The organism is Pseudomonas sp. R32, from assembly GCF_009866705.1.
Lineage (GTDB): Bacteria > Pseudomonadota > Gammaproteobacteria > Pseudomonadales > Pseudomonadaceae > Aquipseudomonas > Aquipseudomonas donghuensis.
On record NZ_CP019396.1, the window covers coordinates 1261163 to 1275046 of the forward strand.

The window sequence follows — 13884 nt, forward strand, 5'->3', positions numbered from 1 at the left end:
GTATAAATATTCAAAGCGCCATTCGCGAAAGGTCATTCATCATGTTGCGCCATGCCTTGCCCCTCGCTTTGCCCGTCGGTCTTGTGTTGCTGCTTGCTGCCTGTGGGCAGGAAAGCGCACCGCAGACTTCCCTTCGTCCGGCCATGGTGGTGCAGCCGCAGCCGGCCAGCGCCGCTGCCGACAGTTACCCCGGCGAGGTGCGTGCGCGCTTCGAGCCGGAGCTGGCATTCCGTATCGGTGGCAAGGTCAGCAAGCGCCTGGTCGAGGAAGGGCAGCGGGTCAAGGCCGAGCAGGCGCTGGCCGAGCTTGACCCTCAGGATGTGCGCCTGCAACTGGAAGCCAGCCGTGCACAACTGGCCGCCGCCGAAGCCAACCTGAGCCTGGTCAAGGCCGAACGCGACCGCTACAAGACCCTGCTCGACCGGCAGATGGTCAGCCGTTCGCAATATGACAATGCTGAAAACCTTTACCGCGCGGGCCTGGCCCGGCTCAAACAGGTGCGCGCCGAGTTTGATGTGGCCGGCAACCAGGCGGAATACGCCGTGCTGCGGGCCTCGCAGGATGGGGTGATTGCCAAGCGCCAGGTCGAAGTGGGGCAGGTGGTGTCCGCTGGCCAGACGGTGTTCACCCTGGCCACCGATGGCGAGCGTGAAGTGCTGATCGGCCTGCCGGAACAGCACTTCGGCCGTTTCAAGGTAGGTCAGCCGGTGTCGGTGGAGCTCTGGTCGCAACCGGATCAACGCTTCAATGGCCGTATTCGTGAGCTGTCACCTTCGGCCGATCCACGCTCGCGAACCTTTGCGGCGCGTATCGCCTTTACCGCCGGCAAGGTGCCGGCCGAGCTTGGCCAGAGCGCCCGGGTGTTCATCCAGCACACCGAGCAGATTCCCCTGGCGGTACCGCTCTCGGCCCTGACCGCAGAGAACGGCCAGACCTACGTCTGGCGTGTCGATGCCAACAACACCCTCAAGCGCGTGCCGGTGCGGGTCGGTGCTTACGGTGAAAGCAGCGTGCCAGTGCTCGAAGGCCTGAATGCCTCGGACTGGGTGGTAGCGGCCGGCGTGCATGTGCTCCAGGAGGGGCAACAGGTGCGTCCGGTGGATCGGTCCAATCGTGTGGTGAATCTGGCGGTCAAGGAGTAAGTCCCGATGGGTTTCAACCTTTCCGCCTGGGCCCTGCGCAATCGGCAGATCGTGCTGTTCCTGATGATTTTGCTGGCCGTGGTCGGCGCACTGTCCTACACCAAACTGGGGCAGAGCGAAGACCCGCCCTTTACCTTCAAGGCCATGGTCATTCGCACCCTCTGGCCCGGCGCCAGCGCCGAGGAAGTCTCGCGCCAGGTCACCGAACGCATCGAAAAGAAGCTGATGGAAACCGGCGAGTACGAGAGGATCGTCTCGTTCTCGCGGCCTGGTGAATCGCAGGTCACCTTCATGGCCCGCGACTCGATGCATTCGGCCGACATCCCCGAGCTCTGGTACCAGATCCGCAAGAAGGTCGCCGATATCCGCCACACCTTGCCCCAGGGTATCCAGGGGCCGTTCTTCAACGACGAATTCGGCACCACCTTCGGCAATATCTATGCGCTGACCGGCGACGGCTTCGACTACGCCGTGCTCAAGGACTACGCCGACCGCGTGCAGATCCAGCTGCAACGGGTCAAGGACGTCGGCAAGGTCGAGCTGCTGGGCCTGCAGGACGAGAAGATCTGGATCGAGCTGTCCAACCTCAAGCTGGCCACCCTTGGCCTGCCCCTGGCCACGGTGCAGCAGGCGCTGGAAGAGCAGAATGCGGTGAGCACTGCAGGCTTCTTCGAGACGCCGAGCGAGCGCCTGCAACTGCGGGTCAGTGGGCGTTTCACCACGGTTGAGCAGATCCAGCAGTTCCCGATCCGGGTCGGCGACCGGACCTTCCGTATCGGCGATGTCGCCGATGTGCGCCGAGGTTTTAACGACCCACCGGCACCGCGCATGCGCTTCATGGGCGAAGACGCCATTGGCCTGGCGGTGTCGATGAAGGCCGGTGGCGATATCCTGGTGCTGGGCAAGGCCCTAGAAGCCGAGTTCGCCCGCATCGCCCACAACCTGCCGGCCGGCATGGAGCTGCGCAAGGTGTCCGATCAGCCAGCGGCGGTGAAGACCGGTGTGGGCGAGTTCGTCCAGGTGCTGGTCGAGGCGCTGGCCATCGTTTTGCTGGTGAGCTTCTTCTCCTTAGGCATGCGCACCGGCTTGGTGGTGGCGCTGGCGATCCCGCTGGTGCTGGCGATGACCTTTGCCGCCATGTACTACTTCGGCATCGGCCTGCACAAGATTTCCCTTGGCGCGCTGGTGCTGGCCCTGGGCTTGCTGGTGGATGACGCGATCATTGCCGTGGAAATGATGGCGATCAAGATGGAGCAGGGCTTCGACCGGCTCAAGGCCGCCAGTTATGCCTGGACCAGCACCGCCTTCCCGATGCTGACCGGCACCTTGATCACCGCCGCAGGCTTCTTGCCGATTGCCACCGCGCAGTCCGGCACCGGTGAATACACCCGCTCGATCTTCCAGGTGGTAACCATCGCCTTGCTCGCCTCGTGGATTGCCGCGGTGGTGTTCGTGCCCTATCTGGGCGAGCGCCTGCTGCCGGACCTGGCCAAGCTGCACGCGGCCAAGCATGGCACTGCCGAAGGTGGACCAGATCCGTATGGCACACCGTTCTACCAGCGCGTGCGGCGCCTGGTCGGCTGGTGCGTGGAGCGGCGCAAGACGGTGATTCTGGCAACCATCGCCCTGTTTATCGGCAGCATTTTGTTGTTCCGCTTCGTGCCCCAGCAGTTCTTCCCGGCCTCCGGGCGCCTGGAGCTGATGGTCGACCTCAAGCTTGCCGAAGGCGCCTCGTTGAGTAACACCGCCGAGCAGGTCAAACGTCTGGAAGCACTGCTCAAGGAACGCGCCGGCATCGACAACTATGTAGCCTATGTGGGCACGGGTTCGCCACGCTTCTACCTGCCATTGGACCAGCAACTGCCGGCGCCAAGTTTCGCCCAGTTCGTGGTGCTGGCGAAAACCATCGAGGAGCGTGAACAACTGCGCAGTTGGCTGATCGCCACCCTCGATGAACAATTCCCCGACCTGCGCTCGCGGGTCACGCGCCTGGAAAACGGCCCGCCCGTGGGCTACCCGGTGCAGTTCCGGGTCACCGGCGAGCATATCGAGCAAGTCCGCGCCCTGGCCCGCAAAGTGGCGGCCAAGGTTCGTGAGAACCCCCATGTGGTCAACGTCCACCTCGACTGGGAAGAGCCGAGCAAGGTGGTTTACCTGAACATCGACCAGGACCGCGCCCGCGCCCTGGGAGTGAGCACGGCGAACCTGGCGAAGTTTCTGCAAAGCTCGCTGACCGGCTCTGCGGTCAGCCAGTTCCGTGAGGACAACGAGCTGATCGAGATCCTCCTGCGCGGTACCCAGCAGGAGCGCAGCGAGCTTGCCAACCTGCCAAGCCTGGCGGTGCCGACCGACAATGGCCGTAGTGTGGCGCTGTCTCAGGTGGCGACCCTGGAATACGGCTTTGAGGAGGGCGTCATCTGGCACCGCAACCGCCTGCCCAATGTCACCGTGCGCGCCGACATCTACGGCAAAGAGCAACCGGTGACCCTGGTCCAGCAGATCCTGCCGACCCTGGACCCGGTGCGTGCCGAACTGCCCGATGGCTACCTGCTGGAGGTAGGCGGCACGGTGGAAGACTCTACCCGCGGGCAGAAGTCGGTGAACGCCGGGGTGCCGTTGTTCATCGTCGTGGTGCTGACCCTGCTGATGCTGCAATTGCGCAGCTTCTCGCGCACGGTGATGGTGTTCCTCACCGCGCCCCTGGGGCTGATTGGCGTGACCCTGTTCCTGTTGGTGTTCCGCCAGCCGTTCGGCTTTGTCGCCATGCTCGGGACCATTGCCCTGTCGGGCATGATCATGCGCAACTCGGTGATCCTGGTCGACCAGATCGAGCAGGACATCGCCGCTGGGCTTGACCGCTGGCAGGCAATTATCGAGGCGACGGTAAGGCGCTTCCGGCCGATCGTGCTGACCGCTCTGGCGGCGGTGCTGGCGATGATCCCGCTGTCACGCAGCGTGTTCTTCGGGCCGATGGCGGTGGCGATCATGGGCGGCCTGATCGTGGCGACGGCGTTGACGCTGTTGTTCCTGCCGGCCTTGTATGCGGCGTGGTTCAGGGTCAAGAAAGCCTGAGGGCGGTGACACAGATCTATTGTGGGAGCCGGCCTTGCCGGCGATGGGCTGCGCAAGCAGCCCTTTGGAGCGAGAGGCTCAAAGCGCGCCAAACACCTTCTTGGCGATGCTGGTAGCCGCAGCAGCCGGGTTCTGGCGGATGGTTTGTTCCTGCTTGCCAATCATCTCGAACAGGCCGTTGAGCGCCTGTTCGGTGACGTAACCTTCGACGTTGGCATTCTTGGCATCCAGCACGCCCAGGGTCGCCGCTTGCCCGGCAAAGTTGTTGTACTGCTGGGCCAGGCCGACCTGGTCGGTGGCCTTCTTGACGATCGGCAGGAACTTGGCGCGGATCTGTTCGCGGCTGGTCTTGCTCAGGTACTGGGTGGCCGAGTCATTGCCGCCGCTGAGGATGCCCTTGGCATCTTCCACGGTCATCTTCTTCACGGCATCGACCAGCAGCGCCTGGGCCTGCGGCACGGCAGCTTCAGCGGCCTTGTTCATACTGGTTTCCAGTTGCTCGACCTGGGCACCCATGCCGAACGCCTTCATCTTCTTGGCGGCTTTGCCAAGGTTGCCCGGCAACTCGATACGCACATCCGGGTTATTGCTGAAACCACCGGGGGTGCCCAGTTGTTTGACCGCGACCTGGGCGCCCTGGGTCAGGGCGTCCTTCAGGCCAGTGGAGGCATCTTTTTGCGAGAGGTCGCCGAGCGACAGCGCCAGGGCGCTTGCCGACAGCAGCAGGCCGGCGCACAGGCCGGTGAAGGTTAGAGCTGGGCGAAACATGGCAGCATCCTTATGCGAAGGAAAAACAATCAATCAACGAACGGCATCGACCTTGATGCGCACCGGCTGCGGGTCGTTGCCATCGAGCTGTACGCCGTGATGCTCGGTATTGATGAACAGCAGCTTGCCATCTAGTTCGATCCGCGCACTGACTGCATAGCGGTGACCGGGCTTGACCTGCGCCGGGTCGTAGCTCAGGTGGAAGGGCAGCGGCACATTGCCTTTGACCGGGCCGCTCTGGCTGGCCAGGGTGACGGCGGGGGCGTCCATCAGCGACACGTCCTGCAGGGCGACGCTCAGGGTGGCGGCGGGCGGCAGGGCGATGCGCTGCAGGTAGAACACTTCGCCATCCAGGCTGGCCTTGGACGCTTCAGGGGTGCTGCTGCACGCGGCTAGCAGGCTGCCCAGAAGGATCAGGGACAGTTTTTTCATCAGTAGCTCCTTTTCGGTGGCGCCGCTGGGGCGGTCGCCAACCGGGTCAATGGGTATAGCTCCAAAGGCACAGGCCAGTATGGCCTATGCCGCAGTCTCGGTGGTTTCTTCGCTGCGATGCAGGGCCACCTGGCGGATCGACAGGCGCACCTCTGCCGACAGCACCCGCTTGGCTGCGCCTTCGGCCAACTCGCTGAGCTTCGCGTGATAGCCAAGCTTGCCGTTGGTATCCGGGTGCAATACGCCTTGCTCGATCTGGGTCTGGATAAAGTGGCGGAACAGGGTCTTGTCGAAGAACTCCGGGGCGTTCAGGCCATGCAAAATCGACAGGCGCTGGGCCATGATCACGCACAGGTCTTCCAGCTCTTCGGCGCTCAGGGTGTGCTGGCCGCTGTTGAGCAGCAGGGCGGTGGCCATGTAGAAGCGCTGCAGGGTCTGGGTGATGGCACGGGCCAGCAGGGTCAGCAGCACGAACTGCCGCGAACTCGGTGCCGGGCGCAGGTACACGCCGTTTTCGAAGCGCAGCAGGCCTTGCTCGACGAAAGCCTCCAGCCACTGGTCGATGACCGCGTCCAGCTCATCGAGCTCCCAGCGAATGAACAGCTCCGATTGCAGGTACGGGTACAGCGCCCGGGTGTACTGCAGAATCAGCTCGCGGCTCATGCGCGAGCTGCTCTGGAAGAAGCTCGCCAGCAAGGCCGGCAGAGCGACGATGTGCAGCACGTTGTTGCGGTAGTAGGTCATCAGGACAGCATTTTGCTCGTCCAGGTAGAGGATCTTGCCCAGCGCATCGCTCTGTTCGGCCAGCAGGTCCATGCCCTTGACGTGGCTGATCAGGGCCAGGCCATCACCTTCGGGCAAGGTGGTGTGCGGCGAATAGGGCACCGTGCGCAGCAGCGCCAGGTACAGGTCCAGCACCCGCGCCAGAGCACGTTCATCCAGGGCCAGGCGGCTGGTGGAGAGCAGCGCCAGGGCCACCAGGTTGACCGGGTTGATCGCCGCCGCCTCGTTCAGGTGCTGGGCGACTTTCTCGCCCAGGCGCGAGGTGGTCTCGTTGAGCCAGGCCGGGCGGAACTGCGGGCCGTGTTCCTGTTCGCGCCAGCCAGGTTGCTGCTGATCGAGGAAGGCGCCGAGGCGGATCGGCTCGCCGAAGTTGACCGCGACCTGGCCGAAGCGCTGCTTGAGCGCGCCGATGACCTTGAAGATGTCGAAGATCGATTCTTTCTTCTTGCTCGCACCGCGCAACTCGCCCAGGTAGGTGCGGCCTTCGAGCACGCGTTCATAGCCGATGTACACCGGGACAAAGACGATTGGCGTGCGCGAAGAGCGCAGGTAGCTGCGCAGGGTAATGGCGAGCATGCCGGTTTTCGGTTGCAGCATGCGTCCGGTGCGCGAGCGCCCACCTTCGACGAAGTACTCGACCGGAAAACCCTTGGTGAACAGCGTGTGCAGGTATTCGTTGAACACTGCGGTGTACAGCGGGTTACCCTTGAAGGTGCGGCGCATGAAGAACGCCCCGCCGCGGCGCAGCAGGCCGCCGATCACCGGCATGTTGAGGTTGATCCCGGCGGCGATATGCGGCGGGGTCAGGCCGTTGCGAAACAGCAGGTAGGAGAGCAGCAAGTAGTCGATATGGCTGCGGTGGCAAGGCACGTAGATGACTTCATGGCCCGGGGCGATGCCTTGCACCTGCTCGATGTGGTTGACCTTGATGCCGTCGTAGATCTTGTTCCAGAACCAGCTCAGCACCACTTCCAGGAAGCGGATGGCGGTGTAGGTGTAGTCCGAGGCGATCTCATTGCCGTAGCGCAGGGCCTGGGCTTCGGCTTTGGCCAGCGGGATCTTCTCGCGCTCGGCCTCATCGGCGATGGCCTGGCGCACCAGCGGGTCGTGGATCAGGCCTTTGACCAGGTTACGGCGGTGGGAGATGTCCGGGCCGATGACGGCGGTCTTGAGGTTGCGAAAATGTACGCGCAGCAGGCGCTGGGCCATGCGCATGGTGCGCTCGTGGCCCTTGTTGTGCTGCACCAGCTCGCGCAAATGGATCGGCGCCGAGAACTGCACGCGGGTCTTGCGCCCAAGGATCAGCACGGTGAGCAAGCGCCGCAGGCGCCCGGTAACCGCCCAGCTGTCAGCGAACAGCAGCTTCCAGGGGCTGGATTCGCTGGCCGGCGACTGGCCCCAGAACACGCTGACGGGGATGATCTGCGCGTCTTCCTCGGCATGCTGGCTGATGGCGTTGACCAGCCGTGCCAGGGTGGGCGGGGCGCCGCGCTTGTCGTGACGGCCAAGCCAGTCTGGCTCCGGGGTCAGGTAAAAGAACGCGGCAGGTTCTTGCAGGGTCCCGACGGCTACGGGCAGTACCGGGCGAGGCAGCCCGGCTTTGGTGCACTCGCGATCGAGTACCGCAAGGTCGGTCAGCGATGGCGATTGCAGGGCGTAAAACACTGGCCGGCTGCGATCCAGGTTCAAGGTGAAGGATGACTGGTTGATGGTCTCGGAGCGAACCCACAGGTACAACAGGCGACGCAGGGCGCCGAAGATCAGGCGGCGCAGGGGAGAACGGGTCATACGGTGTGTGCTCTGGATGAGATTTTCGAGTAATTGCTCAGTGGGCTAGTGTGCCGTATCTGCGCAAGTTCAGCAAAAAGCGCCCCGGTCATGAAAATTAATTTAAGTGTGTCATATACTCGGTCCGCCGCTTGCAAGAGATTTCGGCAAGCTGCGTCGGCAGGGGGTGGTGACCTCTCTGCATGCAAGGCGATTCCAAAATAAAAATCCGGAGTAGTTCAGATGTCGTCTCGTGAGACTGGAAGTGTAAAGTGGTTCAATGACGCCAAAGGTTACGGCTTCATTCAGCGTGAAGGTGGCGCGGACGTGTTCGTTCACTACCGTGCCATCCGGGGTGAGGGGCATCGCACCCTGCTCGAGGGGCAGCAGGTCGAATACAGTCTGACTCAGGGCCAGAAAGGCCTGCAGGCAGAAGACGTAGTCGGGCTGTAAGCGCCGGGCCACAAGCCTCGAGCCTGGGCCCAGAAGCGAAAAGGCCCGCCGCCGGACGACCGGGGCGGGCCTTTTCGAAAAAGTTGTTTCAGCTGGTGCGCCAGGTGATTTCTTCTTCGCCGTCGGCACTGATGCGGATCCAGCGATCGGCGTCCTCTTCACCTTCTTCCTCGACCCAACTGCCCGGTGCGCAACGCACTTCGACGTTTAGCGCGGCAAAGGCGGCGCGAGCGCATTCAATGTCGTCTGCCCACGGCGTCTGGTCGCTTTCCAGGTAAAGACTGTTCCATTTGCCCACAGCTTTCGGTAACCAGGTAACTGGAATGTTACCGGCCTTGCACTTGTAGGTCTGGCCTTTCTGTTGCCAATCGCTGCACGGGCCGAGTGCCTCGGTGAGCCAGGCGGCGATCTGCTTGTGGTCGACGTCGGCGTCTTTCAGGTAAATCTCGATATCGGGTTGGCGCATAGGGGCTCCGGGTGCGCTCAGTCTTGGCGCACAAAGTAATCGTAACGCATCGATACCGTGACCTCGAAAGGCTCGGCCTGGTCGATGACGCGCGCGCGTTTATCGGCGCTGGCGCGCCAACCATGCGGGGTCATGGCCAGCAGGTCGGCGCGGGCCTTGCTATCGGCAAGGCTGAGGTGGAATTTCAGGGTTTCGCTATGGGCGTGCTGCATGCCCGCTGGCACCAGTGCCAGGTGTTTGTCGTCGGCGTAGTCGCGCACTTCATCGTAGAGCTTGTGGCGCAACTCGATCAGGTGCTCGTTGGTCGGGCCAACGCGCATCAGGCCGCCGCCGGGGCTCAGCAGGCGCAGGGCCTCTTGCCAGTCCAGCGGGCTGAAGACACTGGCCAGGAACTGACAGCTGGCATCGGCCAGCGGCACCCGGGCCATGCTCGCCACCAGCCAGGTCACCGCCGGGTTGCGCTTACAGGCCCGCTTGACCGCCTCGCGGGAGATATCCAGGGCGTAACCATCGGCCTTGGGCAGCGCTTGGGCGATCTGTGCGGTGTAGTAACCCTCGCCACAACCGATATCCAGCCAGCGCTCGGGTGCGCGTTCAGCGGCAAGCTCGGCCAGGCGCCGGGCTACCGGGGCGTAATAGCCAGCGTTGAGAAAGTCGCGGCGGGCCTCGACCATCGCCTGGTTGTCGCCCGGGTCACGGCTGTTCTTGTGCTGCACTGGCAGCAGGTTCAGGTAGCCCTGGCGAGCACGGTCGAAACGATGGCCGGCCGGGCAGGCCACGCCATTGTCGAGCGTGCTCAGCGCGGCGCTACAGATCGGGCAGGTGAGCATCAGGCAAGCAACCGGGTCAGGGTCTGGTAGTAGATTTCGGTCAGCACATCGAGGTCACTGGCCAGGATCCGCTCGTTGACCTGGTGAATCGTGGCGTTGACCGGGCCCAACTCGACCACCTGGGTGCCGAGGGTGGCGATGAAGCGCCCGTCGGAAGTGCCGCCGCTGGTCGATGCCTTGGTCTCACGGCCGGTAACCGCCTTGATGCTGGCCGATACCGCGTCGAGCAAATCGCCCGGCTCGGTGAGGAACGGCAGGCCCGACAGTGCCCAGTCCACGTGCCAGTCCAGCTGGTGTTTGTCGAGGATGGCGGCAACCCGCTGTTGCAGGCCCTCGACCGTCGACTCGGTAGAGAAACGGAAGTTGAACAGCGCAGTCAGCTCGCCTGGCACCACGTTGGTGGCACCGGTACCGGAGTTGAGGTTGGAGATCTGGAAGCTGGTCGGCGGGAAGAACGCATTGCCTTCGTCCCAGTGTTCGGCTGCCAGTTCCGCCAGGGCCGGAGCTGCCAGGTGGATCGGGTTCTTCGCCAGGTGCGGGTAGGCCACATGGCCCTGGACGCCGCGCACGGTGAGCTTGGCGCCGAGCGAGCCGCGGCGGCCGTTCTTGACCACGTCACCGACCAGGCTGGTGCTCGACGGCTCGCCGACGATGCACCAGTCCAGGCGCTCGTTGCGTGCCGCCAGGCGCTCGACCACGGCCTTGGTGCCGTGGTGGGCCGGGCCTTCTTCATCGCTGGTGATCAGGAAGGCGACCTTGCCGCGATGGTTGGGGTAGTCGGCGACGAAGCGCTCGGTGGCCACCACCATGGCCGCCAGGCTGCCTTTCATGTCGGCAGCGCCACGCCCGCAGAGCATGCCGTCGGCATCGATCAGGGCGTCGAACGGATCGTTCTGCCAGGCCTGCACCGGGCCGGTCGGGACTACGTCGGTGTGGCCGGCGAAGCACAGCACGGGACCTTCCTGGGTGCCATGGGTGGCCCAGAAGTTGTCGACGTCTTCGATCCGCATCGGTTCGAGCATGAAACCGGCATCGCCCAGGCGCTGCATCATCTGTTTCTGGCAGTCGAAGTCCAGCGGGGTTACCGACGGACGGCGAATCAGGTCGCAGGCCAGTTCAAGGGTAGGCGAGAGGTCGGCTGGGGCCGTCATGAGGAACTCCGGGGCAAGACAGGGCACGAATTCGAGGGGGGTTATCTTATAGCAATTCAGAGCCCTGTAGGAGCGGGCTTGTCCCGCGATTGCGGACTTTCGGCCGGCATCGCATCGCGGGGCAAGCCCGCTCCTACAGGTTATCTCAGGATCAGGAGGCCTGGGCCGGCTGCGCTGCATCCACAGGCTTAGGCAGCGACGACAGCATGGCCATGATCAGCGCCGCCAGGTACGGCAGCGACTGCACCAGCAGCATCGTCACCCAGAAGCGCATGTCGTTGCTCGGCAGGCCCTGGACCAGGTAGATCCCGGCCGCCGCGCCCCACAACAGCAACATGATGAACAGCTCCTCACGCGCCTCGGAAAGCGCCACCAGCAAGCCATGGCTGTCGGCGTTCTTCGGCGTACGGAAGAACGGAATGCTGCTGGTGAAGAAACCGTACAGCACCGCCTTGGCAATCGTGTGCGAAAGCGCAAGGCCCGCCAGGGCCGCGGCGAAAGCGTCCTTGAGGTTCACGCCCACCGCGCGGCGGTAGAGGAACACGATCTTGCCGACCTTGAACACGAACAGCGCCAGTGGCGGAATAGCGAAGATCAGCAGCGGCGGGTCGACCCGTTGCGGCACGATGATCATCGCCGCCGACCACAGCAGGGCGCCGACAGTGAAGAAGATGTTCATGCCATCGGCGATCCACGGCAGCCAGCCGGCCAGGAAGTGGTAGCGCTGGCCACGGGTCAGCTCCGAGTCCTTGCCGCGCAGCAGGCTTGCGGCATGGCGCTTGATGATCTGGATGGCGCCGTAGGCCCAGCGGAAGCGCTGCTTCTTGAAGTCGATGAAGGTGTCGGGCATCAGGCCCTTGCCATAGCTCTCGTGGGAATACGCCGCTGAGTAGCCCTTCTCGAACACGCGCAGGCCGAGCTCGGCGTCTTCGCAGATGCACCAGTCGGCCCAGCCCAGCTCTTCGAGCACCGAGCGCCGGGTCATGGTCATGGTGCCGTGCTGGATGATCGCATCACGGTCGTTGCGGGTGACCATGCCGATATGGAAGAAGCCCTTGTACTCGCTGTAGCACAGCTTCTTGAAGGTGCTCTCGTTCTGGTCGCGGTAGTCCTGGGGGGATTGCACCACGGCTATTTTCGGGTCGGCGAAGTGCGGCACCATGTGCTTGAGCCAGTTGCGGTCGACGCAGTAGTCCGAGTCGATCACCGCGATCACTTCGGCGTCCTTGGCGGTATGCGGGATCAGGTAGTTCAGCGCACCGCCCTTGAAGCCGGCCAGGGGCGCGACATGGAAGAACTTGAAGCGCTCGCCGAGCATCTCGCAGTGGGCCTTGATCGGCTCCCAGACCGCCGGGTCCTTGGTGTTGTTGTCGATGATCAGGACTTCGTAGTCCGGATAATCCAGCGCCGCCAGGGCGTTGAGGGTCTGTTTGACCATCTCTGGCGGCTCGTTGTAGCACGGCACATGCACCGAGACTTTCGGCCGGTAGGCGGCGTCGGCCTGTACCGGCAAAAACTCCCGGCGGCGCTTGTGAATCCATACAGCTTCGGCCAGTTCATGGGCCTCGGTCAGCAGCACGATAAACACGCCAAGGGCGCCAAGGGCGAGCAAAAAGCCCACGGTCAGGCTGAACCAGGTGCTGTATTGCTGGCTATAGTCGTAACCGATCCATACCAGTACCGAGCCGCAGAGGAAGGCGATGAAGGTCAGGAAGGTGCGGCCGCGCTGGCGCAGGGCCGAGCCGTCGATCAGCAGCAGGGTCAGCGAGAGCATCGCCAGTACCACCGAACCGACCGCCAGTACGCGCCATTGCGGAATGGCCACTACCGGGCCTTCGAAGTTGAACTTCTGCTGGCGGGCGGCGTTGAACACGCCCCAGTAGGCGCCCACCGAGCCTTCGTCACTGGCTTTCCATGGCTGGTCGTAGGCTTCGATGACGAAGTAGTTGTAGCCCTGGCGGTTGAGCTTGTTGACCAAGGTGCGCAGGTAGATGGCCTGGTCGGCCTGGGTGGCCTCGGCGCCGCCACGCATGCGGCCGTTGCTCGGCCAGCCGACTTCAGACAACAGCAAGGGTTTGCGTGGGAATTGTTGTTTGAGGTCGCGGGCACGGTCCAGAACGAACTGGCCGGCATCCTTCATCGGGATGAACTCCCAATACGGCAGGATGTGCGCGGCGACCAGGTCGGCATGCTTGGCCAGCTCCGGATGTTCCTTCCAGATGTGCCACTGCTCACTGGTGGTCACCGGTACTTTTACCGCGGCGCGTACCCGGTCCATGTACTGGATCAGCGCCTGCGGGGTGATCTCCTTGCGGAACAGCGCTTCGTTGCCGACCATGACCCGCACGACACTGCGCGAGCTGTTGGCCAGTTCGATGGCTTTCTCGATTTCCCGCTCGTTGCGCTCAAGGTCCGGGCTGATCCACACCCCCAGGGTCACGCGTAGGCCGAACTCTTCGGCCAGGCGCGGGATTTCCGCCTGGGTGCCTTCCACGGTATAGATCCGGATACTGTCGGTCAGCTTGCTGAGCTGCTCAAGGTCCTGGCGCAGCTCGTCCTCGCTCGGGTATTGGCCCTTTTGCGGGCTCTCGCCCTGGCGGAACGGCGAATAGGAAAAGCCGGAAATCTGCTCCGGCCAGTTGGGGGCGGAAACCGGGCGGTTGATCAGCGCCCAGAACCCGGTGAATAGCGCGGCGATTGCCATGACTATCACCAGGTTGATACCAAATTTACGCGATGACATAGATAGTTCGGGTTCCGAAAGGTGGAACGGGCGGGCGCCAGAGGGCGCGAATCCTGCGTACTTCCTGCCCAGGCAGTGTGGGAACAGGTCGGTGGCAGAAGATTGGATTAGCTTCAGGCGCTGAAGTTCTTAGCCCGTACTTTTGTCGTCCAAGTCTTTGGATTGCATAGGACATTAAAGCAGGATTACAACTACCTTTACCAATGCATGGCTCGGGCGGCAGGTACTGCAGGGTGCCATCGCGCCGCAAGAGGCCTATAATGCGCGCCGGTTTTTT

10 protein-coding genes are annotated in these 13884 nt (G+C 63.3%); 3 read left to right on the top strand and 7 right to left on the bottom strand.

Annotated elements, in window-relative coordinates; genetic code table 11:
• Positions 1 to 41 precede the first annotated feature (41 nt).
• Positions 42 to 1142 carry an efflux RND transporter periplasmic adaptor subunit gene (locus PspR32_RS05740; protein WP_010224878.1) on the top strand — a complete coding sequence of 367 codons (1101 nt, stop codon included), beginning with the start codon at positions 42 to 44 and terminating at the stop codon, positions 1140 to 1142.
• A gap of 6 nt (positions 1143 to 1148) precedes the next feature.
• Complete coding sequence (locus PspR32_RS05745) at positions 1149 to 4214, top strand: efflux RND transporter permease subunit (RefSeq protein WP_010224877.1); 3066 nt, start codon at positions 1149 to 1151, stop codon at positions 4212 to 4214.
• Between the two features lie 78 nt (positions 4215 to 4292).
• On the opposite strand, the gene PspR32_RS05750 is transcribed toward PspR32_RS05745, so the two are convergent.
• The 3 genes from PspR32_RS05750 to plsB form a co-directional block, all read right to left on the bottom strand.
• Complete coding sequence (locus PspR32_RS05750) at positions 4293 to 4982, bottom strand: DUF4197 domain-containing protein (protein WP_159388189.1); 690 nt, start codon at positions 4980 to 4982, stop codon at positions 4293 to 4295.
• A gap of 33 nt (positions 4983 to 5015) precedes the next feature.
• Complete coding sequence (locus PspR32_RS05755; RefSeq protein ID WP_010224875.1) at positions 5016 to 5414, bottom strand: YbaY family lipoprotein; 399 nt, start codon at positions 5412 to 5414, stop codon at positions 5016 to 5018.
• An 84-nt stretch (positions 5415 to 5498) separates the two neighbouring features.
• Entirely contained in the window at positions 5499 to 7985 is a 2487-nt protein-coding gene (plsB, locus tag PspR32_RS05760) for a glycerol-3-phosphate 1-O-acyltransferase PlsB (RefSeq protein WP_100782981.1), read from the bottom strand.
• A 222-nt stretch (positions 7986 to 8207) separates the two neighbouring features.
• On the opposite strand from plsB, the gene PspR32_RS05765 reads away from it, so the two are divergent.
• Positions 8208 to 8417, top strand: a complete 210-nt coding sequence (locus tag PspR32_RS05765; RefSeq protein ID WP_009395290.1) for a cold-shock protein — start codon at positions 8208 to 8210, stop codon at positions 8415 to 8417.
• An 88-nt stretch (positions 8418 to 8505) separates the two neighbouring features.
• Here PspR32_RS05765 and PspR32_RS05770 read toward each other — a convergent pair whose 3' ends face one another.
• The 4 genes from PspR32_RS05770 to PspR32_RS05785 form a co-directional block, all read right to left on the bottom strand.
• On the bottom strand, positions 8506 to 8883 hold the full coding sequence (locus PspR32_RS05770; protein ID WP_010224869.1) for a hypothetical protein: 378 nt from the start codon (positions 8881 to 8883) through the stop codon (positions 8506 to 8508).
• A gap of 17 nt (positions 8884 to 8900) precedes the next feature.
• Positions 8901 to 9713, bottom strand: a complete 813-nt coding sequence (locus tag PspR32_RS05775; protein ID WP_159388190.1) for a putative RNA methyltransferase — start codon at positions 9711 to 9713, stop codon at positions 8901 to 8903.
• Positions 9713 to 10864: a succinyl-diaminopimelate desuccinylase gene (dapE, locus tag PspR32_RS05780; protein WP_010224867.1), complete on the bottom strand. Its 1152-nt coding sequence runs from the start codon at positions 10862 to 10864 to the stop codon at positions 9713 to 9715. The genes PspR32_RS05775 and dapE overlap by 1 nt, the downstream gene beginning before the upstream one ends.
• Positions 10865 to 11015: 151 nt before the next feature.
• On the bottom strand, positions 11016 to 13607 hold the full coding sequence (locus tag PspR32_RS05785) for a glycosyltransferase (RefSeq protein ID WP_036994069.1): 2592 nt from the start codon (positions 13605 to 13607) through the stop codon (positions 11016 to 11018).
• Positions 13608 to 13884: the final 277 nt, after the last annotated feature.